The sequence below is a fragment of the Paenibacillus sp. FSL H3-0333 genome (assembly GCF_038002805.1).
Classification (GTDB): domain Bacteria; phylum Bacillota; class Bacilli; order Paenibacillales; family Paenibacillaceae; genus Paenibacillus_AQ; species Paenibacillus_AQ silagei.
The window spans coordinates 5625334-5639522 of the sequence record NZ_JBBODG010000001.1 but is presented as its reverse complement, the minus strand read 5'-3'; the positions used below and the strand labels follow the sequence as shown (position 1 = coordinate 5639522).

At 53.7% G+C, this 14189-nt stretch carries 15 protein-coding genes; 9 read left to right on the top strand and 6 right to left on the bottom strand.

Annotated elements, in window-relative coordinates; translation table 11 throughout:
* The first annotated feature begins 10 nt into the window (after nt 1-10).
* The 6 genes from MHH78_RS25035 (at nt 11) to MHH78_RS25010 (ending at nt 5487) form a co-directional block, all read left to right on the top strand.
* A complete protein-coding gene (locus MHH78_RS25035) occupies nt 11-742 on the top strand; it encodes a glycerophosphodiester phosphodiesterase (RefSeq protein ID WP_341170376.1) in 732 nt (243 codons plus the stop codon).
* Between the two features lie 60 nt (nt 743-802).
* Nucleotides 803-1426 (top strand): fumarylacetoacetate hydrolase family protein, encoded by a 624-nt coding sequence (locus MHH78_RS25030; protein ID WP_339255344.1) that lies wholly within the window; start codon nt 803-805, stop codon nt 1424-1426.
* Between the two features lie 25 nt (nt 1427-1451).
* Nucleotides 1452-2264 (top strand): DUF92 domain-containing protein, encoded by an 813-nt coding sequence (locus MHH78_RS25025; RefSeq protein ID WP_341170375.1) that lies wholly within the window; start codon nt 1452-1454, stop codon nt 2262-2264.
* Nucleotides 2265-2340: 76 nt separating this feature from the next.
* Nucleotides 2341-2952, top strand: coding sequence for a TetR/AcrR family transcriptional regulator (locus MHH78_RS25020; protein ID WP_341169173.1), 612 nt, complete (start codon nt 2341-2343; stop codon nt 2950-2952).
* Between the two features lie 51 nt (nt 2953-3003).
* Entirely contained in the window at nt 3004-4956 is a 1953-nt protein-coding gene (locus MHH78_RS25015; protein WP_076078415.1) for an ABC-F family ATP-binding cassette domain-containing protein, read from the top strand.
* A 36-nt stretch (nt 4957-4992) separates the two neighbouring features.
* On the top strand, nt 4993-5487 hold the full coding sequence (locus MHH78_RS25010) for a tetratricopeptide repeat protein (protein WP_341169172.1): 495 nt from the start codon (nt 4993-4995) through the stop codon (nt 5485-5487).
* A gap of 384 nt (nt 5488-5871) precedes the next feature.
* Here the strand turns inward: MHH78_RS25010 and MHH78_RS25005 are convergent, their stop codons facing one another.
* The 5 genes from MHH78_RS25005 to MHH78_RS24985 all read right to left on the bottom strand — a co-directional run bounded on the left by MHH78_RS25005 (nt 5872) and on the right by MHH78_RS24985 (nt 9759).
* Nucleotides 5872-6915: a M42 family metallopeptidase gene (locus MHH78_RS25005; protein WP_341169171.1), complete on the bottom strand. Its 1044-nt coding sequence runs from the start codon at nt 6913-6915 to the stop codon at nt 5872-5874.
* A gap of 27 nt (nt 6916-6942) precedes the next feature.
* A complete protein-coding gene (locus tag MHH78_RS25000; protein ID WP_341169170.1) occupies nt 6943-7266 on the bottom strand; it encodes a LapA family protein in 324 nt (107 codons plus the stop codon).
* A gap of 85 nt (nt 7267-7351) precedes the next feature.
* Complete coding sequence (pepF, locus tag MHH78_RS24995; protein WP_036725485.1) at nt 7352-9142, bottom strand: oligoendopeptidase F; 1791 nt, start codon at nt 9140-9142, stop codon at nt 7352-7354.
* Between the two features lie 206 nt (nt 9143-9348).
* Complete coding sequence (locus tag MHH78_RS24990) at nt 9349-9519, bottom strand: hypothetical protein (RefSeq protein ID WP_209874284.1); 171 nt, start codon at nt 9517-9519, stop codon at nt 9349-9351.
* Nucleotides 9520-9525: 6 nt separating this feature from the next.
* A complete protein-coding gene (locus MHH78_RS24985; RefSeq protein WP_036702226.1) occupies nt 9526-9759 on the bottom strand; it encodes a hypothetical protein in 234 nt (77 codons plus the stop codon).
* Between the two features lie 172 nt (nt 9760-9931).
* On the opposite strand from MHH78_RS24985, the gene MHH78_RS24980 reads away from it, so the two are divergent.
* Nucleotides 9932-10129, top strand: a complete 198-nt coding sequence (locus MHH78_RS24980) for a cold shock domain-containing protein (RefSeq protein WP_036725228.1) — start codon at nt 9932-9934, stop codon at nt 10127-10129.
* Between the two features lie 358 nt (nt 10130-10487).
* On the opposite strand, the gene MHH78_RS24975 is transcribed toward MHH78_RS24980, so the two are convergent.
* The gene (locus MHH78_RS24975) at nt 10488-11732 is read right to left on the bottom strand and encodes an MFS transporter (RefSeq protein WP_341169169.1); all 1245 of its coding nucleotides are present in this window, start codon (nt 11730-11732) and stop codon (nt 10488-10490) included.
* Between the two features lie 193 nt (nt 11733-11925).
* On the opposite strand from MHH78_RS24975, the gene MHH78_RS24970 reads away from it, so the two are divergent.
* Both MHH78_RS24970 and pfkA read left to right on the top strand, forming a co-directional pair.
* Nucleotides 11926-13008, top strand: a complete 1083-nt coding sequence (locus MHH78_RS24970) for a tetraprenyl-beta-curcumene synthase family protein (protein ID WP_076078515.1) — start codon at nt 11926-11928, stop codon at nt 13006-13008.
* A gap of 64 nt (nt 13009-13072) precedes the next feature.
* Complete coding sequence (gene pfkA / locus MHH78_RS24965; RefSeq protein WP_036725223.1) at nt 13073-14044, top strand: 6-phosphofructokinase; 972 nt, start codon at nt 13073-13075, stop codon at nt 14042-14044.
* Nucleotides 14045-14189: the final 145 nt, after the last annotated feature.

The window sequence follows — 14189 nt, the reverse complement described above, 5'->3', positions numbered from 1 at the left end:
CGTATCAATGATGAACAATATGTGTGTAGCCCACCGTGGTTTTTCCGGTAAGGCCCCCGAGAATACACTGGCCGCCGTGCGGATGGCGATTGCGCTGCCCTTTGTACGCTGGATAGAGATTGATGTGCAGCTGACGAAGGACGGGGTTCCCGTGGTCATCCATGACTATTCCCTGGACCGTACGACCAACGGACACGGCAAGGTGAAGAATATGGAGTACGAGCCGATGCGGCGGCTGGATGCGGGGAGCTGGAAAGGGCGTGCTTTTCGCGGAGAGCGGGTGCCTTCTCTGGAAGAGGTGCTTGCTCTGGCATCAGGCCGGCTGCGGCTGAATATTGAACTGAAGACGGTGGGGGATATGTATCCCGGTCTTGCGCAGGCAGTCATTGATCTGGTGAATGCCAGGGGAATGCGCGAGGAAGTGGTGCTGACCTCGTTCGATGCCGGTGTATTGCGGCGGATCAAGGAGCTGGACGCGCGGTTCCATACAGGGCTGATCTATGACTCCAGATCCGGTAATCCTGCGGGTAAGCTTGATGAGCTGGGCTGCTCCTTCTTATCCATCAGCTATGACCGGCTTAGCCCGGTTCTGGCCAGATCCCTGATTGAACGCGGGGTGCAGGTGATGGCCTGGACCTTGAACAAGGGCAAGGAGATGCGCCGCCTGTCGGAGATTCATTCCGATATTATGATCTGTACGAACCGTCCGGATATTTGGGGCGAACTCTTTTTGAAGGCCTAATAAGGATTGCAGCATTGCAGTATGAATTCCAATTCATAGAGGAAGAGAGCTGACGGAACAATGAGCAGTGCGATCAATAATGTATACTGTGTAGGACGCAACTATCAATTACATGCGGAGGAGCTGGGCAACAAGGTGCCTGCCGAGCCGCTGATCTTCCTGAAGCCGTCTCATGCTGCCGTGGCCCTGGATAAAGCGATCATCCATCTGCCCAAGGACGCCGGATTGATTCATTACGAGGGGGAGCTGGTGCTGCGCATTGCACGTGATTACGTGCCGGGGATGAGTGTACAGGAGCTGGTGGATGTGATGGCGCTGGGCCTCGACTTCACGCTCCGTGATGTGCATAATGATCTGCAGCGCAAGGGGCTGCCGTGGACGGCCGCCAAGGGCTTCAAGAACGCAGCTCCGCTGACCCCGTACATGGCATTGCCTGAGGAAGAGGAACTGGAGGCCACCGACTTTACCGTCCGCAAGAACGGGATTGAGGTTCAGCGCGGGAACGTGAAGAATATGATTTTCTCCTTGCAAAAAATCGTTGAATTCATTGCCGCCCGCTACGGGCTGGGCAAAGACGATATTATCTTCACCGGAACTCCCGCCGGTGTAGGTCCTGTAGTGGCGGGCGATTCGTTCGAGCTGTTCTGGGGCGATACCCTCATGGGCACCTGCCTGATCGGTTAAGGCGATGCTCTCAGGACTTGAAGTGCTGCAATGGCTGATTGGGGCCTGCGGCGCGCTGCTGGTTGCCGGGGCTGCCTACTGGAAGCATTCGCTTAGCTTCTCAGGGATGGTGGCGGCAGTCGTCATGGGGACGATCTATTTCGGTGCGGGAAATCTGTTCTGGTTCGGTATCCTGCTCGTGTTCTTCATCTCCTCAACCCTGCTGTCGAAGCTGCATCATGAGAATAAGGCAGAGCTGGAGGCCACGTATGACAAAACCGGACGCCGCGACGCGGGTCAGGTCTTCGCCAACGGCGGACTCGGGATGCTGGCCGTTCTGCTGAACGCGGTCTATCCGCTGGAGCTCTGGGGCTTCCTGTTCATCGGGGTGATGGCTACCGTGACCTCGGATACATGGGCGACAGAGATCGGCACGCTGGCCCGGAAGCCTCCCCGGTCGGTGCTGACCGGGAAGGTGCTGGAGGCAGGCACCTCCGGCGGCGTATCCCTGCCCGGGACGCTGGCTGCTGCGGCGGGAGGAGCGCTCATCGGTGCAGCCTCCTGGCTGCTGCGGGCGGCCTCCGGCATGACGCCCCATGCCATCTGGCTGCTGGTGATGGCCGGACTGCTGGGCGGGCTTGCGGGAGCTTTTGCCGACTCGGTTCTGGGTGCTACCGTGCAACGGATGAACCGCTGCACGGTCTGCGGCCGCGAGGTCGAGGCCTCCAAGCACTGCGGGAAGCCTACGGTATACGCCAGGGGCTGGCGCTGGATGGACAATGATACTGTAAATGCTGTAAGTTCTATAATAGGCGGTGCTGTAGCGCTGCTGGTCAGTTATATCAGTTACATAGGATAAGGACGGACCTGAGGATTAAGCCGGCCGTTGCATTATCCGGTAACATACAGGATTCTATGGGTTGGGAGGTGAACCGTTGAGCAGTGCATCCGTAGACAAACATGCAGCTATTCTGGATGCCGCTTATGAGCTTTTCGGTTCAGGCGGCTTTTATGAGACCAAGATGTCGGAAGTGGCCGAACGTGCAGGCATTGCCAAGGGTACGGTCTATTTATATTTTAAAAGCAAAGAGGAGCTCTTCATGGCGGTTACCCGCCGCGATTGTGAAGGCTTCCTTGAGCAGCTTGAGGGTAAGCTGAGGACCTGCTCCGCATTGACAGACAAGCTCTCCGTGATTGCAGAGCATCATCTGTTCTATTACTATGAGCGCAAGCAGCATACGAAGCTGTTCTTCCGTGCGCCTAACAATAACCCTGAGCTGGTGGCGTATATGGCACAGTTCATGGAAGCCTATATGCAGGCTGTGGTGAAGGTGCTGCTGGAAGGCGGGGCTACCGAGCCGGAGCTGATGGCGCAGTCGTACATCGGGATTCTGGACCGTCTGAAAATGGATATCCTGTTCGACCCTGAGTTTGCCGAGGCAGATGCGGATAAGCGGGCGAAGTTTGCGGCCAGGCTCTTTATCACTGGGGCGCTGGGCAGCCTGGATTCGGCGCCGGGCGACTTCCCTGCTGAAGCTGAATCTTAAGAGAGTACAGCCAATTCCGGTTTCAAAATATAAGGCAAGCGAGGACAACTGATGAATATTATGACGGTGGAACATCTCTCCAAGAGCTACGGGGAGAAAACCCTGTTCCGTGATGCCTCCTTTGGCATGGACGACAGGGATAAGATAGGCGTAATTGGTGTCAATGGCACGGGAAAATCAACCTTTCTGAAGATTATCGCCGGGCTCGATACAGCAGATGAAGGGCAGATTAGCATCGGCAATGATGTGCGGGTGCAGTTCCTGGCCCAAAATCCGCCTTATGAGCCTGGAAATACGGTCCTGCAGCAGGTATTTGCCGGAGAGGACCCGGAGCTTGCGACGATGCGGGAATACATGGAGGTTATGTCTCTTCTGGAGCAGAATCCGGGAGACTCAGGGCTGGAGAGCAGGCTTGTCCGGATTGGACAGGCCATCGACGCCGCCGGCACCTGGCAGCTGGAGAGTGAAGCCAAGACGGTCCTCACGAAGCTGGGGATTACCCGCTTCGATGCCCGGATGGAGAGCCTGTCGGGCGGACAGCGCAAGCGCGTGGCGCTGGCGGCGGCACTGATTACGCCGTCGGAGCTGCTGATTCTGGATGAGCCTACCAACCATATTGATACGGATTCCGTAGCCTGGCTGGAGCAGTATCTGCAGAAGCGGCGCGGGGCGCTGCTGATGGTCACGCATGACCGTTATTTCCTGGAACGGGTAGCCAGTGTAATGCTTGAGCTGGACGCCGGGAATCTGTACCGGTATGAAGCGAACTATTCGCGGTTCCTGGAGCTGAAGGCAGACCGTGAAGAACGGGAGGCTTCGGCCGAGCAGAAGCGCAAGAATCTGCTGCGCACCGAGCTGGCCTGGATTCGCCGCGGGGCTAAGGCACGCTCCACGAAGCAGAAGGCGCGGATCGACCGCTTCGAGAAGCTCAAGGAGAGCACGGGAGGCGCATCGGCGTCATCTATGGATATCTCTGTAGCCTCCACCAGACTGGGCCGCAAAATCATTGAGATTCAGGATCTCACCAAATCGCTGGATGGCCGGACCTTAATCAAGGATCTGAATTATATTGCTGTGCCGCAGGACCGTGTGGGGATTGTCGGCAAGAACGGCAGCGGCAAGTCCACGCTGCTTAACCTGATTGCCGGTAAGCTTACCCCGGACAGCGGTGAGGTGCAGCTCGGGACAACCGTGAAGCTGGGCTATTTCACCCAGGAGCATCAGGACATGGATCTCAGCCTGCGGGCGATCGAGTATGTGAAGGAAGAAGCCGAGATCATCAAGACAGCAGACGGCAGTGTCATCACCGCCGGGCAAATGCTGGAGCGCTTCCTGTTCCCGCCCGCGATGCAGTGGACGCCAATCTCCAAGCTGTCCGGCGGCGAGAAAAGACGTCTCTACCTGCTGCGTGTCCTCATGGGAGCGCCGAACGTGCTGCTGCTCGATGAGCCGACGAATGATCTGGACATCGGTACACTCGCTGTGCTGGAGGATTACCTCGATGAATTCCCTGGCGTAGTCTTCACGGTATCGCATGACCGTTACTTCCTGGACCGCACCGTGGATAAGCTGATTGCCTTCGAGGATGGGGGCATCCGCCTGCATGTCGGCGACTATAGCGAATATGAAGAGTGGCTGGCGAAGAACGTCCCTTCGGGCAGCGGGAACTCCGGCAAGGCAGAAGGCGGCTCCGGCCGCAGCGCCAGCGGGACGGGTGCTGCCGCTGCTGAGCAGGGCGGGAATGCACAGGCCGGGTCAGCGCCGCGCGAGAAGCTGAAATTCACCTTCAAGGAGCAGCGTGAGTATGAAGGAATCGACGAGGCCATTGAACAGGCGGAGCAGCATCTGACGGACATCTCGGCACAGATGGAAGCGGCCTTCGCTGACTCCGGCAGACTCCAGGAGCTGGTGGAGAAGCAGCGGCAGGCCGAGGCAGAGCTGGAGCGCCTGATGGAGCGCTGGACGTATCTGAGTGAGCTGGCGGAGAAGATCGCGGGTAAGTAGGTAAGCAGCAACGCTTAGAAAGGGGCCGGTGACCCAGTGACTGTGACTCATACGATAGAAGAAGCCGTGCAGCTGCGCTCCTCTGGCCAAGCTGAAGAAGCGAGGAACATGCTGCTACAGCTACTCTCAGAGGGCGACAGTACTGCTGAGCTGCATTATCAGCTGGCATGGACGCATGATGTGCTGGGCTTGGAGCGTGAGGCGGTAGCTTATTACGAGCAGAGTCTTGCCTTAGGTCTTCCAGATGCGGAGCAGAAGGCAGGCGCGATGCTGGGTCTGGGCAGTACGTACCGGACGCTCGGGCAGTATGCGGAGTCCCGTGCGCTCCTGGAGCAGGGTGCGCTTGAATTCCCGCAACGGGCGGAATTCAAGGCTTTTCTGGCCATGACGCTGCATAATCTCGGTGCACACACCGAAGCCATGGAGCTGCTGCTTACCTTACTTGCGGATACATCTGCCGATCCCGGTATCCGGGATTACCGTAAGGCCATCAAGTACTATGCGGACAAGCTGGAGCAGGTATGGCCTTAACCGGGGGATACAACATCTCACGTGTCATCGCAGCCTAATCCTCAAGTTCAGAAGGTTTATGCGAAAATCCTGCCCAAAATGCAACATCTCACTCGTTATCTCAGCTCTAATCCGCAAATGTTGCACAAAATGCAGGATAAATCCTCCCTGGAGCCGGTGGGCGGGGAGATTGTTGCAATTTATGCAGGAATCCCCTGCAAACGTCCAGTTATGGGCAGGCCAGGTTGCAATAGTTGCAACATTTCGGCCTGGTCAAGATTAATATGGTCAACTAAAAAGGCAGCCCCAGCTATTTACATGAGCTGGGGCTGCCTTTTTGTACTTGTTTACTAATATCCAGGTCGTGTTGCTATAGAAAGTGACCCGCCGTGGCGAGCAGCCCGATCAGTTCGCCCCAACATAAGCCGCCAGCAGCTTAGCCGTATTAAGCACAGCCTGCTTGTGGGTACGCTCCATGGAGTGCGAGGCGTGTACGCCCGGTCCGATCAGTGCGGCCCGGATGTTATTTCCGCCGCGCAGCGCAGCAGAGGCGTCGGAGCCGTATTGCGGATAGATATCGACCGCGAATGGAATGGCCAGACCGTTCGCCAGCTCGATCATGCGGCTGGTCATGGCATAGTCATACGGGCCGGAGGAGTCCTTAGCACAGATGGAGACATCCGTCTCTTTGCAGCTGAGGTCATCGCCCATCGCGCCCATGTCCACAGCGATCATCTCATTGATCTCCCCTGGAATCCAGGCAGCACCGTGACCTACCTCTTCATAGTTGGAGATGAGAAGGGACAGGTTATGCAGCGGCTTCCAGCCTTCGCGCCGGATGCTCTCCAGCAGCCCGAATAAAGCGGCTACACTGGCTTTGTCGTCCAGATGGCGGGATTTGATATATCCGCTGGGGGTAAGCACCGCCCTTGCATCGAACGAAATGAAGTCACCTACCGAAATCCCCAGCTTCAGCACATCATCCTTGGTGGAGACCAGCTCATCAATCCGGATCTCCATATTCTCTTCCGCACGCTTGAAATCACGGGCATCGGCATACACATGCACAGATGGATGACTGGTCAGGATCGTACCGGTATAAGTTAGGCCGCTGCGGGTATGGATGATGCAATATTCATTCTCAATGCTGTTCATGCTGAATCCGCCTACAGAGGTTAAACGGAGGGTACCGTTAGACTTAATAGAGCGGACCATGGCACCGAGCGTATCCACATGGGCGCTGATGCCGATCGTGCGCGAAGGATCAAGTCCGGGTACGGTGAGCATCGCGCCGCCTTTTTCATTCCAGGTGAGCGGAATACCCAGCGCTGCCGCTTCTTCAGCCACGAGTGCCATCACCTGGGCGGTGAAGCCGCTGGGGCTTGGGGTGTCGAGCAGTTTTTTGAGCAGATTCAGAATATATTCTTCATTGGGCTGGATGTTAAGCAAGGACAGTTCCTCCTATTCGTCTATGGGTTACAGCTGGGATGATCCTTCTGGAGTAAAGGGAGCACTCTCAGCAGGGATAGCTTCCATGTTGATACTGTTAGAGTCACGCAGCTTGGCAAGCTCGGCATTCAGGCTCTTGATCTGCTTCTGCAGCTTATACTGGCGGAAAATCCCGTACGAACCGACCACAACACCGCCGATCAGCGCACAGCCAAGAATAACGAGGATAAGCGGAATGCTGACAAAGTCAAACCCGAAATTAACGGGCACCGTATCCACATTCATTACTGCGAATACTGCCGTCAGCAGAGCGAAAAATAAACCTAATATAAGTGACCATTGTAATTTCATATAGCTTCCTCCTCAGGATGATGTGACAATACAAATCCCCTGCCCGCAAAGGGCAAGGGATTACTGTAATACTAAGCCTTCTGTCTTACTTGGTCAACTGCTCCATCTGCTCAATGACGCTCTCAAATACGCTCATCGCTTCGCGGATCGGTTCAGGAGAGGACATGTCAACCCCTGCCTTGGATAAAATGTTGATTGAATAATCACTGCCGCCGCTCTTCAGGAAGCCTAGGTAACGGTCTACCGCCGGTTTGCCTTCCTCCAGAATCTGTTTGGCGAAGCTCGTCGCCGCCGAGAAGCCGGTAGCATATTTATAGACGTAGAAGCTGTTATAGAAATGCGGAATCCGTGCCCATTCCATCTCAATATCCTGATCAATCACCATATCCTTGCCGTAATACTTGACATTCAGGTCATAGTAGATAGCCGAGAGATCCTGCGGTGTGAGCGACTCGCCTTCTTCAGCACGCTGGTGAATGATTTTTTCGAATTCAGCGAACATCGTCTGCCGGAATACCGTCGTGCGGAACTGGTCGGCATAATAGGTGAGCAGGTACATTTTTTCCTTCGGATCTGTGGATTTGTTCAGCAGGTAATCCATCAGCAGCGCCTCATTGGTAGTAGAAGCAACCTCCGCCAGGAAAATAGTGTACTGCGCGTCCCGGTATTTCAGCGCTGTGTCCGAATAGTAGGAGTGCAGGGCGTGACCCATCTCATGTGCCAGTGTGAACATGCTGTTCAGATTGTCATTATGGTTCAGCAGCACAAAAGGATGGGTGCCGTAAGCTCCCCAGCTGTATGCGCCGGAGCGTTTGTTCTCGTTCTCGTAGACATCGATCCAGCCTTTGTCATAGCCTTCCTGCAGAACACTCAGGTAGTCCTCGCCAAGCGGCTTCAGGCCTTCCTTGGTAATCTTCTTGGCCTCGTCAAACGTAATATCCAGCTTATATTCGTCCACCAGCGGAGCGAACAAGTCATACATATGTAGCTCATCTACCCCAAGCAGCTTTTGGCGCAGCTTCATATAACGGTGCATCAGCGGCAGACTCTCGTGAATCGTATCGATCAGATTCGTGTAGACTTCCTTCGGAATATTGTCGCCGTACAAGGACATTTCCAGTACGGAAGGATATTTGCGCACACGGGAGTAGAAGACATTCTTATTCACATTCGCGCTCAGCGTGGCAGCAATCGTGTTCTTTTGCTTGCCGTAAGTTTCATAGACCGCTTTGAAGGCGTTCTTGCGTACCTCACGGTCCGGGCTTTCGAGGAATTGAATATAGCTTCCGTGGGTCAGCTCAACTTCCTTGCCTTCTTCGTTCTTAATCTTAGGGAACTTCAGATCCGCATTATTCAGCATGCTGAATACAGTTTGCGGGGCCTGGGCGATCGTGCTGACCTGAGCCAGCAGCGCTTCTTCCGCCTTGGACAGGACATGGGCCTTCTCACGCTTCATTTCAGTCAAGGTGAAGGTGTAGTCGGAGAGCGAAGGGTCAGCGATGAACTGGTCCAGTGTCGCGTCAGGCAGGGCCAGAATCTCAGGTGTGACAAAAGAAAGAGCTTCACCCGCTTCAACGCCAAGCTTCTTGGCCTTGGAGGAGAGAGCCTGGTACTTCGGAGCCGCTGTATCCTCGTCCTGGCGCATATGCGCATAGACATAGAGGCGTTCAGTCAGCAGGGACAGCTTATCGTCCAGCTCGAAGCACTTCTTCAGGGCATCCGGAGAATCCAGCTTCCCCTGGAAGGAGGCAGCGCTTGTAATCAGCGCCTTCACTTCCTTATATTCGGCATCCCATTGCTCCTCTGAAGCAAACATATCTTCAAGCTTCCAGCGGTTCTCGGCGGGCACTTCACTTCTCTTAGGTAATTGTTCCATAGAAATCCTCCTCGGTAGATGGGATGCGGCTGGGCTGCTCTCCGCCTGCGGGAGCGCTGAGGACAGATTTCCCTGCAGCAGGCTGAGCGCAAGCAGGAGCGGGAGTGATTTGGCGGTAACGGACATGACGGCAGCCTCCTGATTCTCAAAGTCTGCTTAGTATGCCCTGCCAATTCATGTTTATTAAATCTTGCTTACAGATGAAGTTATGTGAGCAGGCTATAAATAATGAAGACAAAAGCCAGCGCAATCATAATGACTGCGGTCAATGCCATCCCGCGCTTCAAGCGCGGGGGCATTTTGTCCTTGCTCATAATCAGTACGGCACCCAGGCACAGGACGACAATGACATAAATGACAAGACTCTCATTATCCATGCCGGACTATACCTGTTTGAAGGCTGCGATGATATTCTTGTACTCTTCTTCATTATCCTTGTAGGATTCTTTATTGAAGCGGTTGTTCACCCACTGCATCATAGCCGGACGGCTCATGAAGGTATGCGTTTCTTCTCCCCATTGGTCGGAGATTTCACGAAGGATAATATAACGTCCCTGAACCTCCACCGTCATCATGTTCCACTTGTCTGTTTTGTATATTTCATGTTTTTTGATCATTATCATTACCACCCTGGCGATTTTTGGCTTTTGGGTCAATGATAACGCACCGGAGAAGGGAAAAGCAAATTAAATCATGAAATCAGGGAAAAGATGGATTGCTTTACAAGTATAGAAAGAGTATAATGTAAGCATACGCCATATATGGCGGTATTTTTAGGAGGTTGTTCATTTGAAAGGTACAGTAAAATGGTTTAACGCAGAAAAAGGTTATGGTTTCCTTCAAGTTGAAGGCGGCGAAGATGTATTCGTTCACTTCTCAGCGATTCAAGGCGACGGATTCAAGACTTTGGACGAAGGCCAAGCGGTAGAATTCGATGTTACTGACGGTAACCGTGGTCCACAGGCAGCGAACGTAGTTAAATTATAAAATACGGCCAAGGCAGAGCTTCTGTCAGCCGCAATATATATATTTGATCTAGCACGCACTGGCATAAGTAGCATCAGGCAGCTTGAGCAGCACAGTTCCTTCGGGGGCTGTGTTTTTTTATTGGTTAGGAAATTATGATTTACGTCCGGTGTGGATAAGTTACGCATCAAGTTAATAGGAATGACTTCGCTGATTTCAGCGAACAGCCGGATATGGTCGGAAAACCGACCACATTCGGTGCGGAAGAGGCGAGTGGGCGGGATATGGTCGAAAAACCGACCACAATGAGGATGCCGCAGGCATTTTGTTATGCTGCGGCGTGCCCGGTGGTGCTATATCCTTCCCCGCCCATAATCAGTCAGAGCGGGGTCTTGCTCTTACGCCGCAGCGGACGGTCCGCACCGCCACCGAGGTCCATCAGATGCTTGGACAGGAAGCCGATGAAGGCCAGAACCGAGAAGCCGGTAGCAACCAGATAGAATACAATTCGGCCGGCATCCTGGTAGATCAGCCCGCCGAAGGTGCCGCTGAGCAGCCCTGCGCCGCTGGACCATACAACGGTGAAGAGTGCCATTCCGGTTGCCCGCAGGTGATCAGGGATGATCCGTGTGATGTAGCGGACCGCAGTTACATAATAAATGCCGAACGAAATGCTGTGCATGGCCTGAATGGCAACTACGGTACCCGGCTCCTGGGCCAGCGACATGAACAGAAAGCGCAGCGTGAACATCAGGCTGGCAAAAGCAAGCAGCGGCAGCTCCTTGAACTTGTCGCCATATCTGCTGAGCAGGAAGAAGATGGGGATCTCACTGAGCGCTGAAGCCAGCAGCGCCCAGCCGACAACTTCATCTCCTGCATTCATGCCCTTGAGGCTGATCGTCAGGAAGGCCTCGTTCATCCGGTAGCCGATGGCGAGCAAGAAGACAGAGCTGAAGAACCACAGCACTTCCTTTTGCAGCAGAATCTCCCGGAGTCCGGCGCCCTTCAGCGGTTTGTCCGTAGACTCCTTGTCTATAGAGAGCGGAGCCGCTTCGGTTCGCTTCACATCCTTCAGCCCAATCGTAATCAGCAGCGCGGTTACGACAATCACAATACAAATCGCTACGCTGTACTGAGGTCCCAGTGTTCTGAGTACATAGCCGATTGTAAGGGCGAAGAAGGAGTAACCGAGCGAGCCGAATACACGGATGGCAATGAAATTCCGCCCGTGGCGCTGGGCAATTTTGATTGCCATCGTATCTGCCAGTGGAAAGACAGGGTAATAGAAGAAATAGAAAAAGGATAAAATAAGCATGACACTCGAGAAATCGGTGGCTCTGGCCAGAATAATGGCGGTGATTAGCTGGCCTCCAAGCAGGAGAGCCATAATCTTACGGACGGTACCCAGCCGGTCGCTCATCATACTCCAGAACAGATTAGAGAGAATCGAGATCAACGGGCCTACCGAGTAGAGCAGACCCATTTGCGGACTGCTGAAGCCTAAGTGGGCATAAAATAACGGGAAATAAGAAACAACCAGCACACTGGTGCCGTACAGCGTAAACATAAAGGATCGCAGCCAGTTTTGATCACTGTATTGGCCGCCGCTCCGCCTCGCATTCATGATTGTGCACTCCTTCGGGATATAGAAAAGTATAGTATAGCATAAAGCGGAGAGGCCGGGGGATTCGTATAATATCGATTTTCTGAATCTTTCAAGAGTTTGCGAAAGTGATTTTGTTGTTTGTACAAATCCGCTCTGCATATTATAATAATCATGATTTGGATAAGGAGACAACAATGTGGAGGCACTGTCATTGAATGAATTTGAGCAAGGCCGTAACCGTAGTCCGCGCGGTCCTATTGGACTCATGAAGAGGGTCTATAAGTACGTGCTGCCGGAAGTGCGATCATGTCTCGATTCCTGGCGCAAGGATGCAGAAGGAATTCCCGATCCCGAGCTCCGTAAGCAAGCGCTTGCCAGCATTGAAACGAAGCAGTTTCATTGCGAAGGCGGCGGAATCTATGCCGCCGGCAATTTGTCGATGAGACATATACTGATTCCGCTAATTGTTGCTTATCAGACGATCAGTGATTATTTGGACAACCTGTGTGACCGCAGTACTTCGCTTGACCCGGCCGATTTCCGGTTGCTGCATAAGTCCATGCTGGATGCTGTTACCCCCGGCGCGGAGCCTGTGAACTATTACGCGCTGCGTACGGAACAGAATGACGGCGGATACCTGCACAGACTGGTCCGCAAATGCCAGGAGATGACCTCCCGGCTACCCGGCTACGGTGCTGCTACTGAAGAGGTCTATAATCTGGCTGTATTGTACACTGATCTTCAGGTCTATAAGCACATTCACCCGGAGCTTAGAGAAGCTGCCCTCAAGGAATGGTGGGAGAAGGAGGGGTACCGCGCGCCTCATCTCCAGTGGAATGAATTTGCGGCCGCAACCGGTTCAACCCTGGGCGTATTCATGCTTTTTCTGGCATCCTGTGATCCTAAGCTAAGCACAGTGGCATCATCATCCATTCGTGCTGCTTATTTTCCGCATGTGTGCGGCCTGCATATCATGCTGGATTATCTGATTGACCAGGATGAAGACCGGGCCGGCGGTGATCTCAATTTCTGCAATTATTATGAGAATACGGATATGATGCTGAACCGGATCGCTTCCATTGTGGAATGGGCCCGCAAGGATGTCCGGAGTCTTCCTGAGAACTCCATGCACCGTATGATCATCGAAGGACTGCTGGCCCTGTATTTATCCGATCCCAAGGTTAGTGAGCAACGCGAGGTCCGCTCGGTATCCCGGAGGCTGATGAAGAATAGTCCGCTGACCAGACTCTTCTTCTTCGTCAACAGCCGCTGGATACGCAAACACATGTATTAGATGCTGCCGGATCTTCTCCGGGTAAGGGGAGAAACTGGCACAAATTTAAGGAGGAACTAACAGAATGTCAAACGTAAAAAAAATCGCAGTATTAACCAGTGGAGGAGACTCCCAGGGGATGAACGCCGCAGTGCGTGCGGTTGTCCGCAGCGCGATCTACTTCGGAATTGAAGTATTCGGCATTCAGCGCGGGTATCAGGGCCTGTTGAACCGCGACATTTTCCCGATGGATCTGCGCAGTGTCGGAGATATCATCCAGCGCGGAGGTACGGTTCTGCAGTCTGCACGCTGTCTGGAGTTCATGAAGCCGGAAGGCCAGCAGAAAGGTGCTGACATTCTGAATGAGCTCGGCATCGACGGTCTGGTTGTTATCGGCGGAGACGGCTCTTACCATGGCGCCAACAAGCTCAGCAAGCTTGGAATCAAGACGATGGCTCTGCCGGGTACCATTGATAATGATATATCGTTCACAGATTACACTATCGGATTCGATACTGCCGTTGGCGTGGTAGTGGATGCGATCAATAAATTGCGCGACACCATGTCATCCCATGAGCGTTCCTCCATCGTAGAGGTTATGGGGCGTCACTGCGGAGATATAGCTCTGCATGCAGGCCTTGCTTCCGGGGCGGAGACGATTCTGGTGCCGGAAATGCCTTATGACCTGAATGAGGTAGCTGACCGGATGAAGGATAATTTCGCACGCGGCAAACGTCACAGTATCGTCATTGTAGCTGAAGGCGTTGGCAAGGGTGAGGATGTTGCTCAGGCACTCAAAGACCGCCATGCTTCCCTGGATGCCCGTGTTACGGTACTGGGACATATTCAGCGCGGAGGTACTCCAACACCAGGAGACCGTAACCTCGCCAGCCGTCTGGCTGATTTCGCGGTTCGTAAGCTGATTGAAGGCGAATCGGACAAGGCATGCGGAATTATTAAAGGGGAATTGACCCTGACCGATATCGATAAGGTAGTGAATACGAAGAAGGATTTCAATATCGAGCTGTATGAGCTGGCTTCCCGTTTGTCCCAGTAAGAGCAGCAGAATTTATAGGATCTTCAACTCTCAGCGGAGCAGCAAGCCTTCCATCACCGGAAGGGGCTGCTCTTTTTTGACTTGACAGTATACCCCCACCCGTATAATATCATACCCATAGGGGTATATAACTAGGAGGGAATAA

Excerpts from the sequence above, each read along its gene's own strand:
- MHH78_RS25035 (WP_341170376.1), top strand. The coding sequence starts at position 11 with ATGAACAATATGTGTGTAGCCCACCGTGGTTTTTCCGGTAAGGCCCCC.
- MHH78_RS25030 (WP_339255344.1), top strand. The coding sequence starts at position 803 with ATGAGCAGTGCGATCAATAATGTATACTGTGTAGGACGCAACTATCAA.
- MHH78_RS25015 (WP_076078415.1), top strand. The coding sequence starts at position 3,004 with ATGAATATTATGACGGTGGAACATCTCTCCAAGAGCTACGGGGAGAAA.
- MHH78_RS25000 (WP_341169170.1), bottom strand. The coding sequence starts at position 7,266 with ATGAAATTACAATGGTCACTTATATTAGGTTTATTTTTCGCTCTGCTG.
- pepF (WP_036725485.1), bottom strand. The coding sequence starts at position 9,142 with ATGGAACAATTACCTAAGAGAAGTGAAGTGCCCGCCGAGAACCGCTGG.
- MHH78_RS24990 (WP_209874284.1), bottom strand. The coding sequence starts at position 9,519 with ATGGATAATGAGAGTCTTGTCATTTATGTCATTGTCGTCCTGTGCCTG.
- MHH78_RS24985 (WP_036702226.1), bottom strand. The coding sequence starts at position 9,759 with ATGATCAAAAAACATGAAATATACAAAACAGACAAGTGGAACATGATG.
- MHH78_RS24975 (WP_341169169.1), bottom strand. The coding sequence starts at position 11,732 with ATGAATGCGAGGCGGAGCGGCGGCCAATACAGTGATCAAAACTGGCTG.
- pfkA (WP_036725223.1), top strand. The coding sequence starts at position 13,073 with ATGTCAAACGTAAAAAAAATCGCAGTATTAACCAGTGGAGGAGACTCC.